Source organism: Pseudomonas brassicacearum (assembly GCF_003732265.1).
GTDB lineage: Bacteria > Pseudomonadota > Gammaproteobacteria > Pseudomonadales > Pseudomonadaceae > Aquipseudomonas > Aquipseudomonas brassicacearum_D.
Map to the genome: position 1 here is coordinate 1 of NZ_MOBK01000347.1, position 466 is coordinate 466.

Consider the following 466-nt stretch of genomic DNA (forward strand, 5'->3'; position numbering starts at 1 on the left):
TCGCCGATGATCGTTGCCTGGATCATCTTGTAGATGCCACCCGTGACGATCAGCAGCGCGGTGCACAGCAGAAAGTCGTAGAACATCGCTGCCAAGCGACGGCCAAGGCCTACCGGAGGGAAATCCCCTTGGGGCGTGAGCAGGTTTTTCGACATGGCAGCCTCTGGACGCAAAATGAAGCGCCATTTTACGGATTCGCGCGCACAAAAAAGCCCCTGATATCAATATCAGGGGCTTTTTCGTAACAGAAATCAGGCTTCTGCTTGTACTTCGCCAGCCTGCATGCCTTTCTGGCCTTGCACAGCAACGAAGGTCACTTTCTGGCCTTCTTTCAGGCTTTTGAAGCCGTTGCCCTGAATGGCGCGGAAATGCACGAACAGATCCGGACCGCTTTCTGGAGTGATAAAACCAAAACCTTTCTCGTCGTTAAACCACTTGACGGTACCGCTCTGACGTGTGGACATTT

The 466-nt window shown here is 53.0% G+C and carries 1 protein-coding gene and 1 pseudogene; both read right to left on the minus strand.

Translation table 11 applies throughout. The features are described 5' to 3' along the window. Window positions 1-155 (minus strand): annotated as a pseudogene (locus BK660_RS31640) (RDD family protein); the annotation flags it as partial. A 96-nt stretch (window positions 156-251) separates the two neighbouring features. Then, on the minus strand, window positions 252-464 hold the full coding sequence (locus BK660_RS31645) for a cold-shock protein (RefSeq protein WP_123436460.1): 213 nt from the start codon (window positions 462-464) through the stop codon (window positions 252-254). Window positions 465-466: the final 2 nt, after the last annotated feature.

Excerpts from the sequence above, each read along its gene's own strand:
- BK660_RS31645 (WP_123436460.1), bottom strand. The coding sequence starts at position 464 with ATGTCCACACGTCAGAGCGGTACCGTCAAGTGGTTTAACGACGAGAAA.